Source organism: Rossellomorea sp. GAMAL-10_SWC (assembly GCF_049568075.1).
Lineage (GTDB): Bacteria > Bacillota > Bacilli > Bacillales > Bacillaceae_G > Gottfriedia.
Genome location: NZ_CP144911.1, coordinates 2,331,439 through 2,353,651 on the forward strand (window position 1 = coordinate 2,331,439; position 22,213 = coordinate 2,353,651).

The 22,213-nt window shown below is 30.1% G+C and carries 22 protein-coding genes and 1 other RNA gene; 7 read left to right on the forward strand and 16 right to left on the reverse strand.

All coding sequences use genetic code 11. The annotated features are described in order from the left end of the window. Positions 1–32: 32 nt before the first annotated feature. Positions 33–1,316: an MDR family MFS transporter gene (locus V5E38_RS11430; protein ID WP_499213381.1), complete on the reverse strand. Its 1,284-nt coding sequence runs from the start codon at positions 1,314–1,316 to the stop codon at positions 33–35. A 194-nt stretch (positions 1,317–1,510) separates the two neighbouring features. On the opposite strand from V5E38_RS11430, the gene V5E38_RS11435 reads away from it, so the two are divergent. Continuing rightward, entirely contained in the window at positions 1,511–2,560 is a 1,050-nt protein-coding gene (locus tag V5E38_RS11435; protein ID WP_499213382.1) for a YkvI family membrane protein, read from the forward strand. Here the strand turns inward: V5E38_RS11435 and V5E38_RS11440 are convergent. From V5E38_RS11440 to V5E38_RS11455, 4 genes are all read right to left on the reverse strand, one after another. Next, complete coding sequence (locus V5E38_RS11440) at positions 2,557–2,925, reverse strand: DUF3979 family protein (protein ID WP_499213383.1); 369 nt, start codon at positions 2,923–2,925, stop codon at positions 2,557–2,559. The two genes, V5E38_RS11435 and V5E38_RS11440, sit on opposite strands and share 4 nt — an antisense overlap. A gap of 162 nt (positions 2,926–3,087) precedes the next feature. Continuing rightward, positions 3,088–3,465 carry a hypothetical protein gene (locus tag V5E38_RS11445; protein WP_069031962.1) on the reverse strand — a complete coding sequence of 126 codons (378 nt, stop codon included), beginning with the start codon at positions 3,463–3,465 and terminating at the stop codon, positions 3,088–3,090. Positions 3,466–3,546: 81 nt separating this feature from the next. After that, complete coding sequence (locus V5E38_RS11450) at positions 3,547–5,712, reverse strand: DNA topoisomerase III (protein WP_499213384.1); 2,166 nt, start codon at positions 5,710–5,712, stop codon at positions 3,547–3,549. A 165-nt stretch (positions 5,713–5,877) separates the two neighbouring features. Beyond that, positions 5,878–6,102, reverse strand: coding sequence for a hypothetical protein (locus tag V5E38_RS11455; RefSeq protein ID WP_499213385.1), 225 nt, complete (start codon positions 6,100–6,102; stop codon positions 5,878–5,880). Positions 6,103–6,405: 303 nt separating this feature from the next. Between V5E38_RS11455 and cspD the strand changes: the two genes are divergently transcribed. Together cspD and V5E38_RS11465 are read left to right on the forward strand one after the other, a co-directional pair. After that, a complete protein-coding gene (gene cspD / locus V5E38_RS11460) occupies positions 6,406–6,603 on the forward strand; it encodes a cold-shock protein CspD (protein ID WP_056466512.1) in 198 nt (65 codons plus the stop codon). A 164-nt stretch (positions 6,604–6,767) separates the two neighbouring features. Continuing rightward, complete coding sequence (locus V5E38_RS11465; protein ID WP_499213386.1) at positions 6,768–7,013, forward strand: DUF2564 family protein; 246 nt, start codon at positions 6,768–6,770, stop codon at positions 7,011–7,013. 251 nt (positions 7,014–7,264) lie between these two features. Here the strand turns inward: V5E38_RS11465 and V5E38_RS11470 are convergent, their stop codons facing one another. Then, a complete protein-coding gene (locus V5E38_RS11470) occupies positions 7,265–7,453 on the reverse strand; it encodes a zinc-finger domain-containing protein (RefSeq protein WP_335447881.1) in 189 nt (62 codons plus the stop codon). 13 nt (positions 7,454–7,466) lie between these two features. After that, positions 7,467–8,123 (reverse strand): reverse transcriptase-like protein, encoded by a 657-nt coding sequence (locus V5E38_RS11475; RefSeq protein ID WP_499213387.1) that lies wholly within the window; start codon positions 8,121–8,123, stop codon positions 7,467–7,469. 132 nt (positions 8,124–8,255) lie between these two features. On the opposite strand from V5E38_RS11475, the gene V5E38_RS11480 reads away from it, so the two are divergent. Next, the gene (locus V5E38_RS11480) at positions 8,256–8,636 is read left to right on the forward strand and encodes a ribonuclease H family protein (protein ID WP_499213388.1); all 381 of its coding nucleotides are present in this window, start codon (positions 8,256–8,258) and stop codon (positions 8,634–8,636) included. A 16-nt stretch (positions 8,637–8,652) separates the two neighbouring features. Continuing rightward, on the forward strand, positions 8,653–9,588 hold the full coding sequence (locus tag V5E38_RS11485; RefSeq protein WP_499213389.1) for a DMT family transporter: 936 nt from the start codon (positions 8,653–8,655) through the stop codon (positions 9,586–9,588). A 5-nt stretch (positions 9,589–9,593) separates the two neighbouring features. Here V5E38_RS11485 and ssrS read toward each other — a convergent pair. The 6 genes from ssrS to V5E38_RS11515 form a co-directional block, all read right to left on the reverse strand. Further along, positions 9,594–9,776: non-coding RNA, 6S RNA (gene ssrS, locus V5E38_RS11490), on the reverse strand. A gap of 48 nt (positions 9,777–9,824) precedes the next feature. Further along, complete coding sequence (locus tag V5E38_RS11495) at positions 9,825–10,658, reverse strand: sulfurtransferase (protein ID WP_499213390.1); 834 nt, start codon at positions 10,656–10,658, stop codon at positions 9,825–9,827. A gap of 21 nt (positions 10,659–10,679) precedes the next feature. After that, a complete protein-coding gene (locus V5E38_RS11500; RefSeq protein WP_499213391.1) occupies positions 10,680–14,276 on the reverse strand; it encodes a P-loop NTPase family protein in 3,597 nt (1,198 codons plus the stop codon). A gap of 288 nt (positions 14,277–14,564) precedes the next feature. Next, entirely contained in the window at positions 14,565–15,068 is a 504-nt protein-coding gene (locus V5E38_RS11505) for an isoprenylcysteine carboxyl methyltransferase family protein (protein ID WP_387326796.1), read from the reverse strand. Further along, a complete protein-coding gene (locus V5E38_RS11510; RefSeq protein WP_499213392.1) occupies positions 15,068–16,159 on the reverse strand; it encodes a type III polyketide synthase in 1,092 nt (363 codons plus the stop codon). The genes V5E38_RS11505 and V5E38_RS11510 overlap by 1 nt, the downstream gene beginning before the upstream one ends. 285 nt (positions 16,160–16,444) lie before the next feature. Next, entirely contained in the window at positions 16,445–17,974 is a 1,530-nt protein-coding gene (locus V5E38_RS11515) for a carboxypeptidase M32 (RefSeq protein ID WP_499213393.1), read from the reverse strand. A gap of 224 nt (positions 17,975–18,198) precedes the next feature. Here V5E38_RS11515 and V5E38_RS11520 point away from each other — a divergent pair, with 224 nt between their 5' ends. Beyond that, positions 18,199–18,510, forward strand: a complete 312-nt coding sequence (locus tag V5E38_RS11520) for an ArsR/SmtB family transcription factor (protein WP_387326805.1) — start codon at positions 18,199–18,201, stop codon at positions 18,508–18,510. 116 nt (positions 18,511–18,626) lie between these two features. Continuing rightward, positions 18,627–19,145 carry an SRPBCC family protein gene (locus V5E38_RS11525; protein ID WP_387326807.1) on the forward strand — a complete coding sequence of 173 codons (519 nt, stop codon included), beginning with the start codon at positions 18,627–18,629 and terminating at the stop codon, positions 19,143–19,145. A 62-nt stretch (positions 19,146–19,207) separates the two neighbouring features. Here V5E38_RS11525 and V5E38_RS11530 read toward each other — a convergent pair whose 3' ends face one another. The 3 genes from V5E38_RS11530 to V5E38_RS11540 all read right to left on the reverse strand — a co-directional run bounded on the left by V5E38_RS11530 (position 19,208) and on the right by V5E38_RS11540 (position 22,124). After that, complete coding sequence (locus V5E38_RS11530; RefSeq protein WP_499213394.1) at positions 19,208–19,669, reverse strand: RDD family protein; 462 nt, start codon at positions 19,667–19,669, stop codon at positions 19,208–19,210. Between the two features lie 373 nt (positions 19,670–20,042). Then, positions 20,043–20,246 carry an aspartyl-phosphate phosphatase Spo0E family protein gene (locus V5E38_RS11535; RefSeq protein WP_069031948.1) on the reverse strand — a complete coding sequence of 68 codons (204 nt, stop codon included), beginning with the start codon at positions 20,244–20,246 and terminating at the stop codon, positions 20,043–20,045. Between the two features lie 363 nt (positions 20,247–20,609). Then, the gene (locus V5E38_RS11540; RefSeq protein WP_499213395.1) at positions 20,610–22,124 is read right to left on the reverse strand and encodes a carboxypeptidase M32; all 1,515 of its coding nucleotides are present in this window, start codon (positions 22,122–22,124) and stop codon (positions 20,610–20,612) included. Positions 22,125–22,213 lie beyond the last annotated feature (89 nt).

The window sequence follows — 22,213 nt, forward strand, 5'->3', positions numbered from 1 at the left end:
AGAGGACCCGATGGGTCCTCTTTTACTACTACTTATCCTACCTTCATATTATCAGTAAACGGTTCAGGTTTTTTCTTGATTTCTTTAAACATCAATTCAAATAAATATGCTCCAATCAAGGCTAGGATCGAAATTATGCTAAATGTCCATTTATATCCAATTAGCCCAGCTAGTGGAATCGTTAATGGTGCAATAGTTCGTCCGAGTGACCATCTTAAGCCTGCTGCTGCAAAATACTGTCCACGTTGATTTTCAGGGGCAATTTTTGCAATAAATGAGTTCTGATTTCCTACAACTAATATTTCACCCAAAGTAAAGAGTGCCATTGCAATAAAAATAACATAGGCTGATAGCGTGAAACCAAACAATAACATAGATAAAGCATAACAAACTGATGATGCAAAAAATAGAAATCTTTCATTAAACTTATTGGCAAATTTCGTTATTAAAACTGTAAATAATGCTACGATTAAACCGTTTTCGGCTATGACCCAGCTAAATAATGTTTCACTATTTGTCTTTAAAGTAAAATCGCTAAAACTAAATAATGTTTGAACAGGAATACTTTCTTTTATATAAACCGCTAGTAATAAGTCTAATTGAGTAAAAGTTTGAGAGATTAATATACCAGCTGCAACAAATAAGAAAAAAACCTTATCAGTAAAAATTACACGATAATTTTTTACTTGTTTAATTAAAACTTTTGAAATAGACGCTTCTTTTTCTTGTCTTACAGAGTCTGGTAATGACTCCTTTATTAATAGTAGAATCATAAAAGCGACAATTAAAAAGATCAATGAAGATGTAGTAAATAATAAAAATCTTGCTTTAAAAAATAAAATACCACCAATAATTGGACCGATCACTACATTAATATTTATCATCGTATAAAAAACAGCAAAGACTAAGTTTCTTTCATCTTTATCCTCAACTGTATCTGCTACCATGGCCGAACTTGCTGGATTATATAACATTCCTGTGACACTAATAATTGCAAATCCTAAAAAAGTTAGCCATGGAGAATTTAAAATTGGTGAATTTGCAATTGTTAGCAAAATCATTCCTCCAGCTTGAATGAAAGCTGAAATGACCATCATTCGTTTTCGGCCATACGTATCAGCCAAATATCCACCGATTAAATTTGCAAATACTCCAACTGCTTGAGAACACATAAGTAAAATCCCTGCTGTCACTTTACCTAATTCTTCAGCAAAATAAATTGCTAAAAATGGTAAATACATCCAAAAGAATAATCCAAAGAAAAACTCAGCAACAAGTCTGATCTTCATATTAAAATTCCATTTAAGTATATTCATGATGTCCGTCCCCCCAACCTTCTCACTTTAACATAATTAAAAAAATGGGTAAATTGAATTTTAATTGTACTTCCTTCTAATATGAATTGGATAAATACATTTAATTGATTTTTTTGAAACTTTTAACTAAAGGAGCATGTCTATTTTCCTAAAATGTATCATACAATTTAGTACTACATTTAGGAGGACTTCCTATGAAATTCAACTTTAGTAAAGAAGCTCGAAATATAGCCTTTACGTATGTCGGAACAGTGATTGGAGCAGGTTTTGCCACGGGTAAAGAAATTGTAGAGTTCTTTTCAATTAACGGGGTATATGGTGCAATGGGGATCCTTTTTGCCACTATATTATTTTGTTGGTTTGGAACTAAAATTATGACAATTGCTCATACATATAAATTAAATTCTGCTCAGCAATTTAATGTACTTTTGTTTGGAGAACTCGGAGGAAATATTATTAATGGGCTATTATTCTTTGTTTTAATCGGCGTTACTAGTGTCATGTTGTCTGGTGCTGGAGCTGTATTTAAAAATTACTTACATTTTGATTCATTTATCGGCTCATTATTTTTTATCATTTTGACTTTTATGGTTTTAAGAAAAGGGACAAGTGGTTTATTCAGTCTAAATAATACGGTAGTCCCAATTATGTGTGCTTTTATCGTCGCAGTTTTCATCAACTCACATTTACCATTTACGATGCATGAAATAACACTAGACCATATTCTTCCTTCTATTAATTCGCTTAACTATACAGTGTTTACAAAACCAATAACCTATGTTTGTTTAAATATGGCGTTAGCCCAGGCTGTTTTAGTACCGATTGGTTTTGAGTGCAAAGAAAAATCTTCTATTGTACAAGGCGGTGTATTAGGCGGTCTAATCTTAGGCACTATTTTATTACTAATTCACCTGAACGTATCAGGTGTAACCAATTTTCAACAATATGAAATTCCAATGGTAGAAGTAATCAAAAAAATCCATCCAATTTTCTATTACTTTTTCCTAATGGTTATTCTAGCTGAAATTTTCACCACACTAGTTGGGAATATATATGGGATGTCTAGACAAATTAATTCATATATCCGATTAAATACAAATTTAGTCGTTATCTTATTATTAATTTGCTGCTTATTTATTAGCATTATTGGCTATGGACCATTATTAACATTCCTTTATCCACTTATTGGTTGGATTAGTTTTCTTGTAATCCTAACTTTACTAAAACCTAAAAAATCATCTTAATCGCAATCATCACAAACTTCATAATATAAACCAAATTCAATGTGTAACTTTGGCTTCCATTGAATCTTGAACATTCTGCTTTGCCAACGTTCTAATACAAATTGAATTGAATTTTCATCATGATCGTTTATTAAAATCATTTGATGAACTTGTAGGCTTTTTACTGAAAAGCGATTTTCATTTTCGATAAACCAATCAATCGTTAACTCATCGTATTCATTTATAATAAACTTAACATACGTGCTCGGTTTATCTTTCAGACTCATCTCGCTAAATATTCCTTCGTCAGTCACAATAATCGGATAATCACCTTTATCATTTTTTTCTAATTTTATTTGAAAGGTATTTTCTAAAAAACAAATCATTTTGTCACCTTCTAATTTATGATATGTTGATAGTTTAACAAATAAAGACAGGAAAAGACAGGAATATGCCGGTTCACAAGAACTCGTTAGACTGGTGATACTGAAATTTTGTCCTTAAATTGAAAAAGGATTACTCTTAAATCAAAGAGTAATCCTTTTTATTTATTTTCGATTGTATAAAGCTTTATATTTAGACCATGTATTTCTTCTTTCTTTCATTAAACTAATGAATTCCGGTTTACATTCATCTAAATTAGTTAACGCTACAAGTTCGTTATTTTTCCATTTTGTTACAATACCTTCTGTAGTATAAATTAAGTATTGGTATTCTAAGTAACTTCCTAACGTTGATAAGCTTATTTGTTCAAAAATATTTTCTGCAAAACTGTTAGAAAATGATACACATACCGGCCTAGTACCCACTCGATCTAAGTCAAGTACATGTACAATTTTCCGATTACAGTCTATACATAATGAATAGACGGAAGGAACAATTCCACCAGTTAGAAAAACTTGTTCATTGCTATAGAATTCCTTCACTCTAATCCTCCTATTATCATTGTATATAAGTATATGCAATAAAAAATAGAATTGACTAGTTAAATTACATTATGCCTCACTTTATTTAATGGAATTTTGGATAAACATAATCTTTCCTGATTCATTAAATTTTAAAGAAGCCTCAAATTCTTTGCCATCCTTTGAAAATCCTTTAATAACTTCTGTGGTCTCATTGTTTAATAACTGCTTCATTAACGCCTTTGTAATTGTTTTTCCTAATATTTTTTTTGAAATTGTAACTCCACATTTTGTTTTTTGGAATTGATCGCACCCATAAAACGATCCTTTATCGATCATTTTACCACCACATTTAATGCATTTTCCAACACTAGTTAATTTTTTCTTCGGACCAAACTTCGAATTTTGCATCTCTTCAATTTTAAACTCTGAAAAATTCCATATCTTCTCGTTTTCATATGCATCAAGAATTATTTTTTCAGTTAATTTTTTGGTTTGTTCCATGAACTCAAGACTACTTGCTTTTCCTTCTCCAATTTCACTTAATCTCTGTTCCCATTTTGCAGTCATTTCAGGTGAAGTTAAAATATTTTCCCCTAGAGCATAAATTATAAGCTTCCCCTTATCTGTAGCAAAAACTTGATTTTTCTTAACTTCAATATATTTTCTATTTTTTAAAGTACCAATTATACCAGCCCTAGTTGCCTCAGTACCTAATCCTTCAGTTTTATTTAGTATTTTCGTTAATTCCGGATTATCAATATGTTTTCCGGCATACTTCATTAATGTTATTAATTGTCCCTCTGTATATCTTTTAGGTGCTTGAGTTTTCTTTTCTTTTACCTCTACCTTTTTTACAATTCCTTCTTGCCCAGTTTCAACAACGGGTAAATTTTGTTCTTCTGTATTTTTTTCTTTTGTTTTTTCAAATATGACTTTACGCCAACCTTCTTGAACCATAATTTTCCCTTTAGAAATAAAAGTCGCTCGCCCGTCTACTAACGTATGAATTGTTGTATAATCAAAAATTGAATTAGGATAATGTGCACTAATTAAACGATTTACAATTAGTTCATATATTTTCAATTCCTCATCATTCATTTTATGGATATTAGGTACTTGCTCAGTAGGAATAATTGCATAGTGATCAGTGACCTTTTTCTCATTAACATAGCGACTATTATTTAAGATAGATTGATTTGGCAGTGGAAAGAATTTTGAAAATTGCTCAATATTTTCAAGTTTCTTCAATATATCTGGGAGCATCATTGCTTCTTCTTTCGTAATAAAACTTGAGTCTGAACGTGGGTATGAAATATTCCCTTTAACATAAAGTTTTTGTGCAATCTCGAGTGTTTTTTGTGGTGAAAATTTATATTTACTGTTTGCATCTGCTTGGAGTGCCGATAAATTATATAGAAAAGGTGGTTGAAACTCTTTTCTTTCTTGCTCAATATCAGTAATTTTTACATTTTTATTTTCACAAAAGCCAGCAATTTTTTCAGCTAATTCCTTTGACATTATTTTAGAATCTGATTCGTTATGCCATTTTCCAAAAAACTTTTGCTTATCAAACTGAAAAGTAGCAAAAACCTCCCAATAAGGTTCTGAATTAAACCTTTCAATCTCAAGTTCTCTTTTGACAATAAGAGCGAGTGTTGGTGTTTGAACTCTTCCTAACGAAAATACATCCTGGATTCCTTTTTTTTGTAAGTGTAATGAATATACTCTTGATGCATTCATGCCAACTAACCAATCAGCACATGCACGGCTATACGCCTCAAAGAATAAACTTTTAGTTTCACTTTCATCCAATAGTTGACTAAATCCTTTTTTAACAGCATTTTCTGTTAATGACGAAATCCAAAGTCTTCTCATTGGCTTTTTGTTTCCAGCTAAATTTAAAATAAGGCGAACGATATGTTCTCCTTCCCGCTCACAGTCACCTGCAAGAATTATTTCAGTAACCTCATCTAAATGCACTAAGTTCTTAATGATTGAAAATTGATCCCATTTTCCTTTTGATACTTTATGCCCAAAGCGATTGGGTATAATTGGCAAAGTATTTAATGACCACTTTTTCCATTTTTCATCATATTCTTCAGGTGATAATAACTCACATAAATGCCCAATAGCCCAAGTTAAATAAGCACCTTTTGGAAAAAACTCGTTAGGTTGAATGACTAAGAACCCTTTTTTCTTTTGAAACTTAAAAGGGGCTGCAAGCTTTAAACCTTGATCAGGCTTTTCGGCAATAATTAATTTCATTTTCTTCCTCACATTTTAAACTAATTTTTGTATCACTTTTTTTGTTAGATATAGTTATTATATAACTTATGTAATGGTAGGGAAAGCAGTAAGAAACGAAAAAAGGCAGTACCAAAAGAATTCATTCTCTTGAACTGCCTTTACTTCTCTTCCTAATTAGACGGTTTAACTACACGCTGGATTACGTGGTATTTGAATAAATTCAACCTCTTCTAATATTTTAATTCGTTTTGTTACAATGACAACAAAGTTAGCTGTCCATATATATTGAGGAAAGTTATTTTCGTCAACCATCATTGCTTGAAATGTATCATTCATCATTTCTTTAAATTTTTCCTCTGTAATTAAATCATTTTCAATAGTAAATTCAATCCATTCACAATGAATCATTTTCATCTCTCCGTCTCTATATAAAGTGAAATCAAGATTGATTCTTAATCGTAATTTAAATTACTTCTATGGTTGTAGTATATCATGTACCTTTCTATTTGTGAATAATTTCACAAATTAATTTTAACTTTTTATTTTATTTATGAAATTTCCAAGTCAATTGAATGTATATTTTGATATTAAGCGCTTACTTGACTTATATTCTTAATAGTTGTATATTAATTTCAACATTTATTATTAAAAATATTAATAAATGGAAATTCTTTCGCGCTTCATGTGCAATGTTTTAGGAGGAAAAGAAAAATGCAAGGAAAAGTAAAATGGTTCAACAATGAAAAAGGTTTCGGATTCATCGAAGTTGAAGGTGGAGACGATGTATTCGTACATTTCTCAGCAATCCAAACTGACGGATTCAAATCTTTAGAAGAAGGTGCTGAAGTTTCTTTTGACATTGTTGAAGGTAACCGTGGACCTCAAGCTGCTAACGTAGTAAAGCTATAATATAAACTTGACTACATAAAGGACTGATCTTATCAGTCCTTTTTTATTTTTCCGGAGAGATTATAATAAGAATTATTCATTATACTCAAACAAAAAAATCCTCTCGCTTTTCATGATTCCTATTTTATTTGGGAATACTACGAAGTGAAATAAGGAGGGTGTTTATGTCAAACTTTAATAATTTTGAGGATGTTGAAATGAAAGTTAAAGCTGCTCAAAAGCTTGTGGGCTATGCAACAATGAGCATGGACGAGCAACAATTAACAGATGCAACAACTGCAGTTTCTCAAGCAAGAGAACAGCTTGAAAAAATGAAGGGCCTTGCTACTGATTTAGATGATGAGTTTTTAAAGAAACAAGAAGAAGAATTAATGCAAATTGAGCAACAAATAAGAGAAGCTCAAATGTAAAGAAAAAGAAGGTACTTTTATTAGTACCTTCTTTCAGACTGCCCGAAAACGCTCGCTTTCTTCGTTGCTTCGACTGTCTGCGGTGCTCATTACCGTCTAGGGTAACTCCGCTCCTCACCAGGCTTCGCGCCTCGAAAGACAAACGCTTGCAATCAGTCTGAAATTCAAGTTTTTTATACTTTGTCTACACACTGAAAGAAGGTACTTTTATTAGCACCTTCTTTTTTAAGTTTAATTTAGTTAAGGGCAAGTTAACAGTCAGAAGTTAATTGCTTACCGATCGTTTTTATTTTTTCTCCGATTGTACATTTATTAATACAAAATGATTGTGCGAATTTTTGACTATGGTCTTTTCTAAAATGTTTATAGACAAAACAGCCATCACAATAAGTCTTCATTAAAGTATCTATTTCCTCCAAAATTTCTTTACGTTCCAACATTCAATTCACCTCTTCATGTAACTTCAATCGTACTTATTATCTTATTCCCTTTAAGTGCTTGCGTTGCTAAATTATGAGCTTCTTTATTATCATTACGTTTAATAAGTTCTAATTGTAAGGTTATTTTTAAGTTTTTACATCTTCTTTCAATTCGATTTATGAATCGTTCATGTTGTTCTTCATAACAAGGCCAATCTCCAGTTAATTGATTAATGACTACTTGTGAATCTCCTTTTATAACAATTGTTTGTCCTGTTATATTCATTTCCTCTAATAGTAAGATTGCATTTTCAATCGCAGCAAACTCCGCTTCATTATTTGTCAATAACCCATCTAATTTTTCATTAAACCTTTTTCGATAGTTTTTACCATTTTGACTAAAGTATAAGCATACACCTATTCCTGATAGAGATGTTGCTAGATCAAATCCACCGTCAAAAAATATTGAAATATTATGAGGCTCTTCTTCGAGTTCTTTTAAATACTTTATTACTTGTTTTTTCGTCCACTCTGTGTCGAATTGATCTAAAAAAATGATTTCTTTTGTTCTACCTGTACTTTCAAAATCTTCCGCTAAAAGTAGTGCTTCTTTTATTTCTAACCAATCAGTTTCAAGTGTAATTTGATATTTCTTTTTGGTTTGATACTTCCAACTGATCTTTATCTTCATCCGACACACCTCTTCTTTTATTTATTTTAGACTTGCTATAGTTGAATATAAATTACTTCATTTCATATTTTAAGTTTTCATTTTTTTGAATATATACTAAAATGGTAGATATATACGTGTTGGAGGTTTACTATGATTGAAGTTTATATTGACGGAGCTTCCAAAGGAAATCCCGGGCCTTCAGGTGCAGGTATTTTCATAAAAGGAATTAAAGAACCTGTTTTTTTAAGTATTCCATTAGATTCAATGTCTAATCATGAAGCTGAGTTTCATGCATTGCTACTTGCACTAGATTATTGTGTCAAAAATAATTTAACAATAGTTTCATTCCGTACGGATTCAAAAGTCGTTGAAGAAAGTATTGATAAGAAATATTCGAAAAACGATTTGTTTATTCCTTTATTAGAGAAATCACTTAAGTTGATCGATCAACTTGAACTTTTCTTTATTAAATGGATTCCATCAAGCGGAAATAAGGTTGCTGATGAACTTGCTCGAAAAGCTATAAAATAAAAAAGGAATGGACGATATGAAAAATAAATTAATCGCTTTTTCTTCTTTACTCTTTGTGTCCTTCATTTGGGGTTCTTCGCTTTTCATTGTTAAAGAAACACTTAAGTTTGTCCAACCATTTACATTTAATGCATTACGATTTATAGTAGCAGCAATTGTATTATTTACAGTTCAGACTTTATTAAATCGAAAAAATAATAAAAGATATCGCGGAAAAGATGGTTATATTTTCCCTGGAATCGCTATAGGATTATTTTTATTTCTAGGTTTTGTATTTCAAACATTTGGATTACATTACACGTCTATATCCAAATCAGGTTTTATCATAGGTATTAGTGTGGCGATTGTTCCTTTTCTTTTATTCTTTAAATATAAGAAAAAAACTACTTTACGGGAAAATGTATGTGCAATTATTGCCTTCATCGGATTATTTTTATTAACACTATCAACAAATTCTAAGTTTAATTCTGGTGATATTATTTCCTTTTTCAGTGCAATTGCGTTTGCTCTTCATATTATTTATTCAACGATCTACTCACCTAGTTATAATTCACTACAACTGGCAACTGTACAAATTACTTTTGTAGGTTTAGCCTCTTGGACATTTGCTTTAATCTTTGAAGATTGGCAAGTCATTTTCAATCATGCATTATGGACAAATAAATTTTTTGTTTTTTCCATTCTATCTACTGCAATTTTTTGTACCGCTGCCGCATTCTTTATCCAAATGTTTGCCCAACGTACAATAAGTGCGACTGAAGTAGGGATTATTCTCGCTACTGAGCCAGTTTTTGCAGCGATTACTGGATATTATTATGGTGGAGAAAGATTACAAGAAATTGGTTTATTCGGTTGTAGTTTGATTTTAGTTTCTACAATTGTAACTCAAATTAGAAAGAACAAAAGTAAAAAACAATTATATAAAGAAGAAAAAACCATTCACAAAATGTGAATGGTTTTTTTCCCGCAAATGCCGTTGTTCCTTTTATGCCTAAAGTAAACCGAACTCCAAGGTGGATGTCCTCACAAGTAACTTTCATCCTCCTATAAATAGGCACGATGTTGTTACTTAAATATCGGTCTTCCTATACAAAATCATTGGTTTAAGGCATAAACTGACAACGCACACAGCAGGTTTTGTTAATTTGTATTCTCATTCTATACCAATTAAAACTATTTTGCAACTAATTATTTTTTCTTATTCACAACATTTTCCTCATAAGAAATCCAGTCACTAAAACTTCCCGGATAAAGTTTTACATTCGTATATCCAGCTTCAATTAATCCTAAATAATTAACACAACCTGTGACACCTGAACCACAATAAACAACAGTTTCATTGTTATTGTTAAATGGTTTAAAAAGAGTTTGTAATTCTTCTTTTGTTTTAAATTCTCCGGCTTCATTTAAAACATCTTTCCAAAATGAATTTTTTGCTCCCGGTATATGACCAGCAATTCGGTCAATAGGTTCAAATTCGCCAATATATCGAATAGATTCTCTAGAATCAATTAAATTGAAATCCTCTTTTTCACCATTCTTCTTAACTTCATTCATCGAAGTAATCATATACTCTTGAACATTAATCTCGAATTTTTTTGGTAGTACTTCTTCAATTTTAGTTGTTACTTCAAAATCGTTTTCCAACCATTTTTTATAACCACCATTTAAAATAAACGTAAACTGATGCCCTACTAAATTACATAAAAACCAACATCTTGCGGCATTATCATTCGTACCATCGTCATAACAAATAACAATCGTATCATGATCAATCCCTAGATCTCCTAAAAGATTTCCAAAATCATTTAAATTAGGAAACGGATGTCTACCTCCATGCTTTTGTACAGGACTAGATAAATCAATATTTAAATCAACATAACGAGAAAGCGGAATATGATTTTTCTGATACTCACTTAAACCATATTCAGGATTTGACAATTGAAATCGACAATCTAAAAATACAACATTTTTATTTAAGCGCAATTTATGTGCAATGTTTACATCAATAATATTTTTCAATTTTAATTGTCCACCCTTATATTAAATTAATTTTTTGAATAAGTTTAAAACTTTTTCATCTACTACTACTTCATTTAAGTTTTCTGTTGCTTTAATTGTTTGTTGAACATCATTTTCGATTTGAGTGCTACAGTTATGCAGTACAGAATTTAATGCATCAACATATTGAATGTGATAATGCTCTGCAAATAAGCTATTCATATTTGCTAAATAGTCTTTTAATGGTGTTCTCAACTCATTAATGCATTCATCAATCATAGTTTCTTTCATGTTTTCAACAAAAAAGCTTTTTGGATTTTTGAAGTAATTCTTTAAACTTTCAAAACGATCTACATTAATAAATTGATCTGGATTTTTTATCGTTACTGGTAAGATCTCATTAATTTCACTTTTTTGAACGATAAATTCAGATTGAATAGAATGTATTTCACCAATTACTCGATCTTGCGACATTGAAATTTCATTCGTTAAAAACTTCTCTAATCTAAATCCTGTTACTCTTAATTCCTTTAAAATCTCTTCCAGTATTTCATAGATAAATTCACGAAGTTTAGTTACAAATAATTGTTTAATATTTTTCGTTGTATTATTGAAAATGCTTGGATTAAAGAAATAAGGGAATAAATCTCGCATCCTTAATTCGATACGCTTTTCGATGAAGAAAATCAATTGTTCGTTTTCTTTCATAAATGCTCTTGGTAAATTAGTAGGTTCTGCATTTTTAATCGTTTCTTTAACTTTTTTCTGAATTTGCTCAAGTTCGTTGAAGAATTGATCTTTTTCACGTTTTATTCTTTCAAAACGATTAATCGTATCACGTAAGATTTTTTCAATTGTTAATAGGTCATTAATAAATGTTTTAAAGACTTCATTCGCAATCTCGAATTGGAAGAAATTTTGGATTTTCGTATTTAATTTCTTATAATTATTCTGGATTTCTAAATTTAACTCTGAATCACCATATCCCTTCATCTGAAGCATACTTGAAATTGCAAAAACAGATGGGAAACGTACTCCTAATTTCGTTAATTGGTTAACAAAGAAATTTTGCACGATTTCGATTTCGTTTTGATCCTTTGCTAAATCCGAAGCATTTAACACAAAGTAAACTTTATCACTATCAAAGCTTTCTCTCATTCGTCCGATTTGCATTAAGAAAGACTCATCTTGACGTGTAAAGGCATGTTGATAATGTGCAACATATAGAATTAAATCAGCTTTTTTCAAATAGTCGAATGCTAGTTCAGTATGTCTTGAATGGATACTATTTCCCCCTGGCGTATCCACTAGTACGATTCCACTTAACGTGATCTCACAATCAAAATAAACTGTACTTTCTTTTACAAAACACGCTCTATTTTCTTCACTTATAACACTTACATACTCACTTAAATCATATCGCTTAGTTGTACCTAGTAAGCTTCTCATTTCTTCATAATTTTGACATACGCTTTCTGCATAAACGAAAGCATCAGTAGGGATTTTATCCTTTTGTTTCTTAATTAAATTTTGAAGGGTACTAAACCATTCTTTTTCATTTGCTTCCACGCCCCATTTTTTGAAGAAATCAAGAAACTCTTCTTTTAAAGATTCTTCCGATTTATAACTCACATCAGCTTTTTTATTTCCAGTTTCAGCTGTTGAACGTTTAATCTTACAAATTGCTGCTGTTGTTGGGTGTGGAGAAACAGGTAATACACGATCGCCAAGTAAAGTATTTATATACGATGTTTTTCCAGAACTAAACGCTCCGAATAATGCAATTGTGTATTCGTTTGATTTTATTTGATCTCTTTTTTCTTTTAGAATACCGATTTTACTCTGGATAAATTTATTTGAAGTTAATTCGTCTAATATAAAATCAGCAACTTCATATTTAGCTTGAATTTCTTCGTTTGAATATTTTTTTGAATTAGTTTGTTCAATGTCAATAATAAGTTCTTCTTTTATTTCCGGTGCTTGAACAGTTAAGATTTTGTGATTAATTAATTCACTTACTGATATTAAAGTAGGCTTAATTTCTGGCAATTCTTGATTCATTGCTTGATGATTATTTAAAATCGTCTTAATTTCTGAGACCATATGTGAAATTTTTTGATTATTAAACTCTAATTCATCAAATCCATCTATTTTTGATTGTAAATCATTCTTTTGATTTTTTAGTTTTAGAATAGTTGATTCATTTTGTCCCTTAAGTTCCTTTGAAAGTGTATAAATAAATTCAGCAATACTTTTACGATATACCGCCTTAATTCCTTCACTTACTTCCTTCGTATACTGTAATAAATAGTTACCACCCGTATCAATCAAATGGGAGGGCTTTGGACAAATTACATCTTCACTCAAATTAGGCTCTAAGATTTTATCAAAGTCACTGCTATCAATTTTATTATTTTCAATTTGTTTTACAGTTCGAATTGCTGCTTCTTTTACAAAATACTCAATTTGTTTATTTGTTAATTCTTGTACCTTGTAAATAAATTGACTTTTAGATTCATGTAAAGAATTTTCAAGTTTCTTTCTAGATTGAAATAATCCTTTATTTTGCAATGCCTTTTCTGATTCTAGATATTTTGATGCTAATTCTCTCATTTCAAATGGTGTAATGTTTGAATTAGTAAGAACTTGTTGTGTTGACTGTAAACAATTTTCCTCAAATGTTGAAACTGATGTTTCAATAACTTCAATTTCATTATTTAAATTATTATATTGCGATCTAATCTCATCAGCATTTTGATCGAGATCAATGTAATCGTTCTCAAGTTGTTGTATTTGTTCATTCATAATTGTTAAAAAGCTTGCATAGTCATTTTCAATTTGTACTACATCTTGATGATTGTATAAGTCATTTAAATAATTAATAAACTGGTTATATTCGTTATTATCTACAGATTTATCTCTTGTAGAAATATAAAAAACTTGTAAGTTGCCTAATCCTTGTTTTTTCAAGTTTCCAATTACACCATGTTTAAATTGTTCAAACGTCAATTCTGTTTCATCGTGTTTATCAATACATGTAATAACTAAACAAACTTTATTATTTTTTTCAACTAAATTATGAATAAAATCAATATTAGTTTTCGAATGAACATGTTGATAATCCATTAAATAGAAAATACTATCCGCTAGATGAATGACTGAGTTTGTCGCCTCTAAATGATCCATATCTGTTGAATCAATTCCAGGAGTATCAATTAAAACTGATCCAGTTGGAATTTTAAATAGTTCTTGTGCCCACTCGAGCTCAATAATTGAACCACTATCAGATGCTAATTTTTTTAGTTCATCTACTTGAATATCCTCTTGAATCTGATACATTTCACCATCTTTAAGCGTAATTAACATTTTACTTTCGCCATTTTTTAATTTTACAACGTTTGCACTTGTAGGTATTGGGCTTGTAGGTAGTTTTTCTACTTGTAAAAGATCATTTAATAAAGATGACTTACCAGCAGAAAAATGCCCACAAAATACGTAATAACTTTCCTTATTTTGTATTTTGTATGCTAATTTTTTTAATTGAAATAATTCCTTCGAATTTCCTTGTTCAGAAAGTAAATTGATCCCTGAAGAAACCTTATTCAGTATTTCCCCTCTGTTAATCTTAGTGTTTTGCAACGTGATTTCCCCATTTCATGTCATACTCAAATAATTTCCCTAGCATTATTTTATCCCCATATATATTAATTTGGAAGAAGAATGTATAGGCATATGCATATAAAATAAAAAAAACTAGGTAACATCACCTAGTTTTGAACTTGTTTAAGTACATATTTAGTTAATAAAAAGTATAAAAGAATTGTAGCTGACACAAATCCAAGAACCATTTGACGCACAACCTTCCGAAGTTGATAATGATTTTCATTCTACATTAATCATAATCAGTTATTTTCCATTTGTCAATAACTATTCGATTGATTGTAAAAGCGCTTTATTTTCTTCTCGGATTCTTACTTTTAATAAAATTAAATTACAAACAGAAAAGATTACAGTTGTAATATACGCATGAAACATAATAGGTATTACTAATAATTCAATGGTAACGATCATGTAATTTGGATGCTTGATATATTTATAAAGGCCACGTTTTACTAATTTTTCATTAGGTAAAATAATGATTTTTGTATTCCATCTTTCTCCTAACGTTGAAATAACCCATACCCTTGCTAATTGTAATATGATAAAAACGATAAGGAGAAAGGTAAAAAATCTAATTTCTAAATAATGAATGAAATAATTCTCAATTAGAATTGAAATAAAAAACATGCTATGTAAGATGATAAAAAATTTATAATGCTCTTGGCCAAATTCAAGTGCGCCTCGCATTTTTAATTTTTTTTCATTATTCTTTGCTATACCTAGCTCAATCACTCTTTGTATGACGATGAATAAAAAAATAATCTTTAACATTAGCATTCTACCCACTTTAACAATGATAACTCTGAACTAAATCCTGGTCCTAAAGCACAAAGAAGACCGTACTCATTCGTTTTTCCTAACTTCATATACTCACTTAACACAAATAAGACAGTACAAGATGACATATTTCCATATGATTTTAAAATATTTAAGGAAATTCCGATTTTCGCTTCGGAAAGTTCTAATGAATCGATATATGCGTCCAATACTTTTTTTCCACCAGGGTGAGCAATGAAATGAGTTACATCCCTTATTGTTAGTTCATTTTCCGTTAAAAAATTTGAGACAACTGGGTGTAACCAATCTTTAACGATTGTTGGTATATCTCTTGAAAAAATGACAAATAAACCATCATTCCGAACATCCCATCCCATTACGTCTAATGAATTTGGCATTAGAGTTGAATTAGTTTGTTCAATTGACGGTAAAGATTTATGGATCGTTCGATTTTTCAAATCACTCTCATCGCCAATAACTAGAACCGCTGCTGCTCCATCAGCAAATAATGAAGTTCCTATTATATTACTTTTGGAAAGATCTTCTTTTTGAAATGTTAAACTACATAATTCAACTGCAACTAGTAAAATATTTGACTTTGGATGGGCTTTACAATAATCAAATGCTCTAGAAATTCCACTAGCACCACCGGCACACCCTAAGCCCCATATGGGTATTCTTTTAATCGAAGAATGAAATGGCAGGATATTTGCGATATGAGCATCAATTGTAGGGGTTGAAATACCAGTTGAAGAGACAAAAATAATTCCATCAATTTTGTCATATTGAATTTCCGAAGATAGAAATTCATTACTATTCAAACAATTTTTAATAGCTTCTATTGATAATTCAATTGAGATTTCAGTGTAAGCCTGATTTTTTTGCTCAAAGCTATGTTCTTCGCTATACCAAGAAAGCTCCTTAGAAATAAATCGACTTTGGATCTCACCATTTTGAAATACAGATAATAAGCGATCGATTGAAGGATATCTTTTCAAAAAAAGCTCTCGAATAAAAGGCACTATATTTTCCTGATCTATTTTATATTTTGGTACAGCTTTCCCAACAGATAAAATTAAAGGCATAATTTCCCACTCCTTATAGTCATTACCTTTTGTATTAATTTGGAAAATTATTCTTTAATACATGAAAAATCCTAGAGTGGAAATAAGATGCCATTCAACAAAAAAAAGACAATTCACTATTCATTCATGGACCATGAACAAATAATAAGAATTGTCTAAGCGTTTCAAAGGAGTTTTCTTTCTGTTGTGCAGTTTTAGTATATCTCATTTTACTTGAATCTACATTCGCAATTATTACCATTAAAATGCTTCTAAAAAAAAGCCTACAACATTTCTAATTCACAATTATGATTTATTTACTTCTTCTAACTCATACAATTTTGTATATTTTGATTCTAAATAATCAACAAAATATTTCACATTTAATTCTTCACCAGTAACGTCTTTCAATATTTGTTGTGGTTCCTTCATTGCACCATATTGATGAATATTCACTTTTAACCAATCAAGAATTGTTTGAAAATCATTCGTTTCAATTAATTCACTAAAATTTGGTAATTCTTTTTCCATTGTTGCTTTAATTTGAGCAGCATACATTGCACCTAATGCATAAGTTGGAAAGTATCCAAAATGCCCCATTGACCAATGTACGTCCTGTAAAACACCTTCTCGATCCGTTTCAGGAATTATCCCTAGATACTCCTCCATTTTTTGATTCCAAATTAATGGAAGCTCTGAAACTTGAATTTTTCCATCTAATAAATCCTTTTCAATTTCATAACGAATCATAACGTGTAAAGGATAAGTTAATTCATCAGCTTCAATACGAATAAATGAAGGCTTACTATTATTTATCACTTTATAAAATTCATCTAACGTAACATTATCTAGCACTCCATTAAGTTGCTCTTTTAATTTTGGATAATTTGATTTCCAGAACTCATAACTTTGTCCAATAATCTTTTCATATAAAAGGGACTGAGATTCATGAATACCTAAAGACGCTCCATGGGCGATCGGTAAACCATCCAAATCTTTGGAAATATTTTGCTCATATAGTGCATGACCACACTCATGAATTGTACTAAAAATGGCTTTTTCAAAATTATTTTCATGATATTTCGTTGTTACTCGAACATCACCTAAATTAATAGAAGTAGCAAAAGGATGTGGAGTTGGATCTAATCTTCCAGCATCAAAATTATAACCAAGAGATGCTAATAGTTGTTCACATATTTCTTTTTGTTTTTGCGTCGAAACGAATGCTTTCATCTCTTCTTTTTCAAAATTTTTCCCACTAGTCGATACTGCTTTAACAATCGGTACTAATTTATTTCTTACTTCTGAAAATACTTCGTCTAGTTTATTTACAGTCATTCCAGGTTCATATTGATCTAAATATGTATCATATTTACAGTCTTTATATCCTAAATATTCAACGAACTTACGTTTATACTCAATTATTTCAGTTAAATAAGGTTCAAATTTAGCAAAATTATTTTCTTCCTTCGCTTCTGCCCAAACACTTTCAGAAATTGCTTGGCATTTAATAAATGCTTCAAACTCATCAACTGGTATTTTCGTATTTTGATCGTATTGCTTTCTTAAATATTTTACTGTTTTTTCAACTTCTAATGAACATTTCCCTGCACTAATGGCTTCTTCCATTGTTATTAAATAATGAGCCATATCTTTTGAAGTACTCATTTTAAAAACATCGGCTGATAATTGACTAATTACATTTGAACGCTGACTTACAGCATTTTTAGGTGCACCTGTTCGAAGATCCCAATATAAAACACTAATTGCTTCTTCAATGTTTAACATTTTTCTTACATAATCTAGAAACGAAGCCTCATAATCTTTTAAGCTCATCAAAACACCCACCTTTTAAAATCAAATTTTCAAGTCAGCTAAATAGTAACATAAAAAATATGTGGATAAATAAGAATTACCTTAATTTTCAAATAATATTTCTCGACAAAATGAATATCGTTCAGTAATTTCGTAAATACTACTCAAGTATTTTTTAAATCATCACAAATTTATATCCCGAATATTCCTTGACAGGAATATTCCTAATGAGGTATATTCAATTTATGAATTCGACTTTAATTGCTCTTGCAGAGCCGAACCGGTTACAGATTGTCGAACTCTTACGTGACGGTCCTCTATCAGTCGGTGAAATTGCTGAAAGCTTAGGACTTAAACAACCACAGGTTTCAAAGCATCTTCGCGTTCTAAGTGAAGCTGGGCTTGTCGAAGTTCAACCTATCGCCAATAAAAGAATTTATAAACTAAGACCCCAGCCGCTAAAAGAAATGGATTCGTGGATTCAGTCATTCCGTCACGTCTGGGAACAGAGATTCGATCAATTGGACGATTATTTAAAAAAATTACAAGGCAAATAATCTTAGCTTATTCATTGCACACAATTTAATTAGTACTAACTATTATTGAGAGGAGAAGTACCTAGTTTTTTAAGGAAGAAATAAAGTAAATAATAAATTAAATGGAGGAATTAATAATGAGTAAAAATACGTTTAATGTAGATGAGCAAGGATTAGTTTTAACAAGAGTTGTTGATGCACCTCGTGAATTAGTATTCAAGGTTTGGTCAGAAGCAGAACACCTTAAAAACTGGTGGGGTCCAAAAGGCTTTGAAATGGATGTAGCAACGCTAGAATTTAGACCAGGAGGTAAATTCCACTATAAAATGGAATCACCAGAAGGATTCGTTATGTGGGGATTATTTGTTTTTGGTGAAATTATTGAACCTGAGAAAATTGTATTTGTTAATTCATTCTCTGATCAAGAAGGTAATATGGTTCGCGCTCCATTCTTTGAAGTTTGGCCATTGGAAATTCAAAACACTTTAACTTTAGAAGAAAATGATGGTAAAACAACTATTACATTAAAAGGTTTTCCAATCAATGCTACTGATGAAGAAGTTGCTGCATTTATTGCAAATAAAGATTCTATGCAACAAGGCTTTACTGGTACATTTGACCAATTAGATGAATATTTAGCTAAAACATCTTTATAAGATAAATAGATAAATACCCTTTAAAGCTTGAAAATAGCTTTAAAGGGTATTTTTTAGTGCTATTAATAATAGACAACCTTCGTTTTAGCGATTAAATCATGCAATGTTTTCCGATCTTTTCGGAAGATAAAAAATAGATCAATTAGATACAAAATTCCGATTGCTTCTATAAATATTGGCAAATTTAGCTGACAACCAAAAGCAAAGATCGAACGTAATGTCATTGTTTTGAAATCAACTAAGTCATCTGTATCTCTCACAACCATAATACTTAATAATCTTTTTCCTATTGTTTGTCCGTTCCAAATATAAGTAGGTACAATGACATAAAATAGAAAAATATATAATAGCGACCAAATTGAATATAAAAACAGTTGCTTACTACTAAACATAAATAAATCTAAAATGTCTTTACTTTCTAACCCAAGTATTAATAACCCCAGTTTCGAAAATAAAAGATTTAACGAGCCATCGATCCAAGCTGCAAACAATCTTCTAATACGACTTGCCAGTTCGAAATCCATCTAGAACCTCATTCCACATTTTTATAAAAAATGGATATTAATCGATATACTCTATTATATTTATGGAATTTTGTTTTTGATTAGTGATTTTTAACTATTTGTATTAATTTTTTTAAACAAGCTACATTATTACCATTTTTCACTACAAATCGAATGCTATTTTTTTCTTCAGTCCAGTTGAAACACAAACCAAAACTTCTCGATTTTTTAAACGTCACATAACTTTACAATTTCTACCCTTGTTCTCACAATTTTTATAATAGAATCTATAAAAATAAATTTAGCTAATTGTTATCTAATTCTTTATACTAATAGCTTTCCACTTTGAAAAAAATAAGACCACAAAAAATTTTGTGGTCTATGTAATATTTTATCATATTGGTTTAATATTAATTTTTGATTGTTTAACTGCAACCGTTTTCAACAATTTCTGTAGTTCTCTTAAATCAGTGTCCAACTGATGACGAATCTTTACTACTTCTTGATGATTGTCATTATTTTGATTTTGAGCTTCTTGCAACTTGATTCGTTTTTCTTCAATATTTCGTTCTAAAGATCTGGCTGTCCTAAAAAACATTCAAATTACCTCCTTTTCAAAAAAAGTATGAACACGCTTTCATTTTTATCTATAATACTATAAAAAAAATATCTTAAGACTTTCTAAATGTGAATATTTTTTGAATTTAATTTCAGTTACTTTAAATCTTCAATATTTCACTTAATTAAATTCAAATCTTCTTACTAAGCAATTGTGAACACGCTTTCATTTTTATCTATGATACTATAAAAAAGTAATTTATTAAATATCTAAATATGTCTATTCTTTGAACTTATTAAAAAAACATAAAAAAATAATAACTTGAAATTAATTATTTATTTATGTTTTCTTTAATAATGAGTATGAGGAGGTTCTTAACAACCTCCATCCATACGAATCAGATTAAACTAGATTATACAATTTAGAGTATTTATCTTCTAAGTAATCAATAAAGTATTTTACATTTAACTCTTCCCCTGTAACATCTACTAATATTTCTTTTGGTTCTTTTAGTTTTCCATATTGGTGAATATTTAGGGTTAGCCAATTAACAATTTGATGAATCTCGCCGTTTTTTAAGATCGTTTCAAAATCGCTTAAATCCTGTTTCATTTTATGCTTAAACTGTGCTGCGTACATCGCACCTAATGCATACGAAGGAAAATAACCAAAATCTCCACCTGCCCAGTGAACATCTTGAAGAACACCTTCTCGATCGTTTGATGGAACGATACCTAAGTATTCTTCCATTTTATTATTCCATACTTTTGGCAAATCCTTTACTTGTAAATCACCATCAAACAGTTCTTTTTCAATTTCATATCGAACCATTATATGCAATGGGTATGTACATTCGTCCGCTTCAATTCGAATTAATGAAGGCTCACTATGGTTTATTGCTTTATAAAATTCTTCTACCGATAAATTTTTAAAATAATCTCCAGTTTTTGCAATTAAATTTTGATACTGAGCTTCCCAAAATTCTTTACTTCTTCCAATCATATTTTCAAAGAATAGCGATTGAGACTCGTGAATTCCCATCGATGCACCTTCACATAAAGGTGTCCCAATTAAATTCGATGATAAATTTTGCTCATATAGTGCATGTCCACATTCGTGAATGGTTCCAAAAAGCGCACTCATAAAATTATTTTCAATATATTTCGTTGTTACTCGAACATCACCAGGGTTTAATGTAATCTGAAATGGATGAACTGTTTCATCTAAACGACCAGAATCAAAATTATAACCTAATTTTACAAGTATCTCTTCACTAACTTCTTTTTGAAGATCAATTGAGATCGGTTGTGACAATTCTTCGCGAATTAGTTTAGTTTGTGAATTTGAAATTTTCGCAACTAATGGTACAAGACTTTTTCTTACTTTACCAAAAACTTCATCTAACTTCCCAGTTGTCATGCCAGGCTCATAAAAGCTTAATAATGTATCATATTTCTTATCTTTATAGCCCCAATATTCAATGAATTGTTTTTTCATCGCTACAATTTTTTCTAAATATGGTTGGAACTTACTAAAGTTACCTTCATTTTTAGCGTCTTCCCAAGCATTTTCACTTAATGAACAAAGCTTTACATATTCTGCATATTCATTTTTAGGGATTTTACAGTTTAAATCATAATTTTTTCTACATTCTTTAACAGATTTTTCAATGATTTCATTTAAATTTCCTGTGCCTATTTCTTTTTCCAATAAATTTAAATAGTTTTCCATCGTACTTGATGTTGTCATTTCAAATACTTCTGCAGAGAGTTGACTGATGACATTTGATCTTTGTTCAGCTCCATTTTTAGGCGCACCCGTTCTTAGGTCCCAATACATAACATTAATTGCTTCATTATAATTTTCGATTTTCTTTAAATAGTCAGTAAATTCTTCTTGTATTTTATTAATTGCCATATTTACCACTCATTTCTAAATTTTGTTAATTTCATTCTATCATAACTTTTCTATTGAATTAATATTAAGCTTAAAAAGCGCTTTCATAA

What these genes read in the sequence shown, in the direction of transcription:
- V5E38_RS11430 (WP_499213381.1), bottom strand. Translation starts at nt 1,316, where the DNA reads ATGAATATACTTAAATGGAATTTTAATATGAAGATCAGACTTGTTGCT.
- V5E38_RS11435 (WP_499213382.1), top strand. Translation starts at nt 1,511, where the DNA reads ATGAAATTCAACTTTAGTAAAGAAGCTCGAAATATAGCCTTTACGTAT.
- V5E38_RS11440 (WP_499213383.1), bottom strand. Translation starts at nt 2,925, where the DNA reads ATGATTTGTTTTTTAGAAAATACCTTTCAAATAAAATTAGAAAAAAAT.
- V5E38_RS11450 (WP_499213384.1), bottom strand. Translation starts at nt 5,712, where the DNA reads ATGAAATTAATTATTGCCGAAAAGCCTGATCAAGGTTTAAAGCTTGCA.
- V5E38_RS11455 (WP_499213385.1), bottom strand. Translation starts at nt 6,102, where the DNA reads ATGATTCATTGTGAATGGATTGAATTTACTATTGAAAATGATTTAATT.
- cspD (WP_056466512.1), top strand. Translation starts at nt 6,406, where the DNA reads ATGCAAGGAAAAGTAAAATGGTTCAACAATGAAAAAGGTTTCGGATTC.
- V5E38_RS11465 (WP_499213386.1), top strand. Translation starts at nt 6,768, where the DNA reads ATGTCAAACTTTAATAATTTTGAGGATGTTGAAATGAAAGTTAAAGCT.
- V5E38_RS11470 (WP_335447881.1), bottom strand. Translation starts at nt 7,453, where the DNA reads ATGTTGGAACGTAAAGAAATTTTGGAGGAAATAGATACTTTAATGAAG.
- V5E38_RS11475 (WP_499213387.1), bottom strand. Translation starts at nt 8,123, where the DNA reads ATGAAGATAAAGATCAGTTGGAAGTATCAAACCAAAAAGAAATATCAA.
- V5E38_RS11480 (WP_499213388.1), top strand. Translation starts at nt 8,256, where the DNA reads ATGATTGAAGTTTATATTGACGGAGCTTCCAAAGGAAATCCCGGGCCT.
- V5E38_RS11485 (WP_499213389.1), top strand. Translation starts at nt 8,653, where the DNA reads ATGAAAAATAAATTAATCGCTTTTTCTTCTTTACTCTTTGTGTCCTTC.
- V5E38_RS11505 (WP_387326796.1), bottom strand. Translation starts at nt 15,068, where the DNA reads ATGTTAAAGATTATTTTTTTATTCATCGTCATACAAAGAGTGATTGAG.
- V5E38_RS11510 (WP_499213392.1), bottom strand. Translation starts at nt 16,159, where the DNA reads ATGCCTTTAATTTTATCTGTTGGGAAAGCTGTACCAAAATATAAAATA.
- V5E38_RS11515 (WP_499213393.1), bottom strand. Translation starts at nt 17,974, where the DNA reads ATGAGCTTAAAAGATTATGAGGCTTCGTTTCTAGATTATGTAAGAAAA.
- V5E38_RS11520 (WP_387326805.1), top strand. Translation starts at nt 18,199, where the DNA reads ATGAATTCGACTTTAATTGCTCTTGCAGAGCCGAACCGGTTACAGATT.
- V5E38_RS11525 (WP_387326807.1), top strand. Translation starts at nt 18,627, where the DNA reads ATGAGTAAAAATACGTTTAATGTAGATGAGCAAGGATTAGTTTTAACA.
- V5E38_RS11530 (WP_499213394.1), bottom strand. Translation starts at nt 19,669, where the DNA reads ATGGATTTCGAACTGGCAAGTCGTATTAGAAGATTGTTTGCAGCTTGG.
- V5E38_RS11535 (WP_069031948.1), bottom strand. Translation starts at nt 20,246, where the DNA reads ATGTTTTTTAGGACAGCCAGATCTTTAGAACGAAATATTGAAGAAAAA.
- V5E38_RS11540 (WP_499213395.1), bottom strand. Translation starts at nt 22,124, where the DNA reads ATGGCAATTAATAAAATACAAGAAGAATTTACTGACTATTTAAAGAAA.